This window comes from Streptomyces sp. NPDC020362, from assembly GCF_040642095.1.
GTDB lineage: Bacteria > Actinomycetota > Actinomycetes > Streptomycetales > Streptomycetaceae > Streptomyces.
Genome location: NZ_JBFAET010000430.1, coordinates 1 through 2,540 on the forward strand (window position 1 = coordinate 1; position 2,540 = coordinate 2,540).

Sequence of the window (2,540 nt, forward strand, 5' to 3'; positions counted from 1 at the left end):
ACGAAGGAGACGCAGCCGATCTCGGGCGCCCGCACCAGCGCCTGGGACAGCTCGCCCCCGCTGCCGCTGACGAGGGTGACGGGGAGCCCCTCGCGGGCGGCGAGCGCCGAGGCCAGGGTCAGGCAGGCGACGCCGCCGTCGGTCGGGGTCTTGGCGATGACCGCGTTGCCCGCGAGCGCCTGCACCAGCATGGCGTGGACGAGCACGCTCATGGGGTAGTTCCAGCTCGCGATGTTGGACACCGGGCCGTCCAGCGGTGTCCGGCCGGCCATCATCGGCTCGATGCCGTCCAGGTACCACCGGACCCCGTCGATGCCCCGGTCGACGTCCGCCCGGGCGAGCCGCCAGGGCTTGCCGATCTCCCAGACGAGGAGCAGTGCGAGCAGGTCGCGGTGTTCCGTGAGCGCGTCGAGGGTGGCCGCGACGCGCGCCCGGCGCTCGGCGAGCGGAAGGTGCCGCCAGGCGCGGTGCTGGTCGAGCGACGCCCGGACGGCCTGGCGTGCGACGGCCCGGTCCAGGCGGGGCGGACCCGCGACCGGGCCGCCGTCGAGTGGGCTGGTGGCGGGCAGTGCGCGGCCGTCCGCCCGCCAGGCGGTGTTCCAGAGGTTGAGGACGCGATCGTCCCGGAAGGCCTCGGGCGCGACGGCGAGGCAGCGCCGCCAGGCCTCGGACCAGGACGTTCCGGTCTTGACGGTGAGGGTGGGTGCCATGCGATTGCTCCGCTCTCGGTGCACGGTCGAGAGAAAAGGGCTGATGTCGGAAAGACGGGCCTGCTGGAGATGGCTGGCTGTCCGGCGCGCGGCTCGCACCCTGGTGCGCCGGACGTAGTGCGAGAAGGTACCGAAGGCTCATGGAGGCCGACAGTCACCCGGGATGGACTATGAGTGACATCACTGTGCCCGGGCCAGGTGTGCGAACACCGGTTCCGCCGTCTCGCTCGGGGTGCTTCCCACCCTGACGCCGATCGCCTCCAGCGCCTCCTTCTTCGCCCGTGCGGTGCGGGCGGAGGGGTCTCGATGGTGGCGGCGGCGACAGCCCTGCTGCTGCGGCAGCCGGGCCGGGCCCGTGGGAAGGCGGTGCCGGCCGCGGAGCCCGGCCGGCCTCCTGACGGCCGGACACGGCTGCGCACAACTCCTCACGGCTCTCCCGGTGTTCCCCCTCCACGGTCCGCTCGCCGGTCGCCGAGGGGGAACACCCCTGCGTGGACCGGCAGCCGCAGGGTCACGAGGCGCTGCGTTCGTGGTACGAGGCTCGCGTGTGCTCGGTGTGCTCGCGCATCAGGTGGGTGGCGCGCTGCTCGTCGTGGGCCGCGATCGCGGTGATCAGCCCGCGGTGCTCGATCCACGACTGCCGCCCGCGCTGCCGGTCCACCGGCGTGTAGTACCAGCGCACCCGGCGGTCGACCTGGGCGGCCAGTCCGGCGAGGACCGTGTTGCCCGCCAATTCCATCACCTTGGTGTGGAAGGCCGCGTCGAGAGCGACGGCACGGTCCACGTCCTCGGCGGCGACCGCCTTCTCACCCTCGGCGCACAGCTCCTCCAGCGCGCCGGTGCCCGCCTCGTCGGCGTTCAGGGCGGCGAGCCGGGCCGCCTCCGCCTCCAGGAGCGTGCGGACCGTCAGCAGCTGGTCGGCCTCTTCCTCGGTGGGCTCGTGGACGAACGCGCCCTGCGCCGGCCGCAGGTCGACCCAGCCCTCGGCGTTCAGCCGCTGCAGCGCCTCGCGCACGGGCTGCCGGGAGACGCCGAGCTGACCGGCGAGTTCGCTCTCGACGAGGTGCTGTCCGGGCTGCAGGGCGCGGGTGGTGATCAGCTCCAGCAGCGCCTCGTAGACGCGGTCGCGCAGCGGGCCGGGGCGTTCCAGCCTGGGCACGGCCCCCTGCGGCAGTCCGGTCGGCAGCATCGCGTCCCCCTCCTGGGCTGTCTGCCGTACACGGCGGGCGGTGTGCGGCACACGGTGGACTGCCCACTATGGGTTGTCTTTCGTCTACAGTCTACGGTGCACAAAAGCCGGAGGAAGCGGGAGTCGGCGCGTCACGCCGCCCAGTGCTCTCTCGCCACCCGCGGGCGGCTTCACGGGCACCGTACGACCTGTCCGGCGTAGGACAGGTTGCCGCCGAAGCCGAACAGCAGGGCCGCGTCGCCGCTGCTGACCGCACCCTGTTCGATCAGCTTGGACAGGGCGAGCGGGATGCTGGCCGCGGAGGTGTTGCCCGAGTCGGTCACATCGCGGGCGATCACCGCGTTGACGGCGCCGATCTTGTCCGCGAGCGGCTCGATGATGCGCAGATTGGCCTGGTGCAGGACTACGGCGGCGAGGTCGGCGGGGTCGATCCCGGCCTTCTCGCAGGCGCGCCGGGCGATCGGCGGCAGCCGGGTGGTGGCCCAGCGGTAGACGCTCTGCCCCTCCTGGGCGAACCGGGGCGGTGTGCCCTCGATGCGCACCGCGTTGCCCATCTCCGGCCCGTGGTGTTCGTCAAGGGCCGCCTCGACAAGCGCGAGGACGTGCCCCGGCTGGTGGCGATGGAACTCCAGGTCCCGGAC

General features: G+C 73.0%; 2 protein-coding genes and 2 pseudogenes. All 4 read right to left on the minus strand.

Annotated elements, in window-relative coordinates; translation table 11 throughout:
* Positions 1 to 710 (minus strand): aldehyde dehydrogenase family protein (locus tag AB0H32_RS47835; RefSeq protein ID WP_361135886.1); only part of this gene is annotated, 710 nt, incomplete at its 3' end.
* 180 nt (positions 711 to 890) lie between these two features.
* A pseudogene (locus AB0H32_RS47840) lies at positions 891 to 1,007 on the minus strand (succinate--CoA ligase subunit alpha); the annotation flags it as partial.
* A gap of 214 nt (positions 1,008 to 1,221) precedes the next feature.
* Positions 1,222 to 1,899 carry a GntR family transcriptional regulator gene (locus AB0H32_RS47845; RefSeq protein ID WP_361135889.1) on the minus strand — a complete coding sequence of 226 codons (678 nt, stop codon included), beginning with the start codon at positions 1,897 to 1,899 and terminating at the stop codon, positions 1,222 to 1,224.
* Positions 1,900 to 2,069: 170 nt separating this feature from the next.
* A pseudogene (locus AB0H32_RS47850) lies at positions 2,070 to 2,459 on the minus strand (3-oxoacyl-[acyl-carrier-protein] synthase III C-terminal domain-containing protein); the annotation flags it as partial.
* Between the last annotated feature and the right edge of the window lie 81 nt (positions 2,460 to 2,540).

Excerpts from the sequence above, each read along its gene's own strand:
- AB0H32_RS47845 (WP_361135889.1), bottom strand. The coding sequence starts at position 1,899 with ATGCTGCCGACCGGACTGCCGCAGGGGGCCGTGCCCAGGCTGGAACGC.